The organism is Planotetraspora silvatica (assembly GCF_016863315.1).
GTDB lineage: Bacteria > Actinomycetota > Actinomycetes > Streptosporangiales > Streptosporangiaceae > Planotetraspora > Planotetraspora silvatica.
The window spans coordinates 1-945 of the sequence record NZ_BOOQ01000099.1; the positions used below are offsets into that span (position 1 = coordinate 1).

A 945-nucleotide genomic window follows, 5' to 3' on the forward strand; every position below is an offset into this window, starting at 1 on the left:
GGCGTACGGCGCGGCCCATGTCGAGGACCTGGCCGTCGGCGTCCATCACCAGGCGCATCAGTGTGGATGTGCGTGCCAACCGGTCCACGTCAGCGTGTGACAGCAACTGGCCGGTGGACAGCAGCAATCCGGGCACCTTCCATCGCACCTTCGACGGATCTCGTGCCTGCTCTTCCGACTGTGCGCCCGATTGCGCTTCCGATTGCGCTGGTGTTTGTGCTCCTGGTCCCGGTCGGCCTGCCTCGGTGTGCTTTTCAGTTCGGCAGTTGGTGCCGTTGCTGTTGTTCGCCGTGTGGCCGGGCTGGTGGTCGTGGCCGGGGTTGGGGTCGTGGTTGGGGTGGTCTGTGGGGAGGGATTCGGCGTTGACCAGGACCAGTAGTTCGGTGGTGATTTTGGTTTCGAGGAGCATGGTGAGTGCGTCGGCGTTGCGGACGCGCAGGGGCCGGTCGTCGTTGTCGGCGCCGGGTTTGGCGTAGGCGTCGAGCCAGGTCTTCAGTCGTGCGGCGGCTTCTTTGGGCAGTCGGAATTCTCCGTGCATGCCGCCGGAGTCGGTTGGGCGTACGCGCAGGAATCGTTTGTCGTGGTCGGCGTCGTCGTCTTTGTCTTGCCCGTCGGGGTCGAGGATGTCGCGGAGGTAGCGGCCGGCTTTGGCGACGTCTTCGGGGGTGGCCTGGTCGGCCAGGTCTGCCAGGATCTGCTCGGCGATTGGGGCTTGGTCGTCGGTGAGGTCTTTGACGGCGGTGCAGATCGCAGTGACCTGGCCCTCGCTCAGGGTGCCCTCGGCGAATCGGGCACGCACCACGGGAAGACGGGCCAGTTGGGTACCGATGGTCACCAGGTGGGAGGCGGCGGCTCTGCTGGTGCCGCAGGCGTTCTGCAGCCAGGTGCGGGTGCTGCTGTGCCCGTGTCCTCGGGCTTCGCCCGTGTGGTGCACCCGTTCCACCC

Annotated in this window: 1 protein-coding gene; it reads right to left on the minus strand. The window is 66.6% G+C overall.

Going from position 1 to position 945, the window contains the following annotated elements; translation table 11 throughout:
* Nucleotides 1–943 (minus strand): DUF222 domain-containing protein (locus Psi02_RS39760; protein WP_308442312.1); only part of this gene is annotated, 943 nt, incomplete at its 3' end.
* Nucleotides 944–945: the final 2 nt, after the last annotated feature.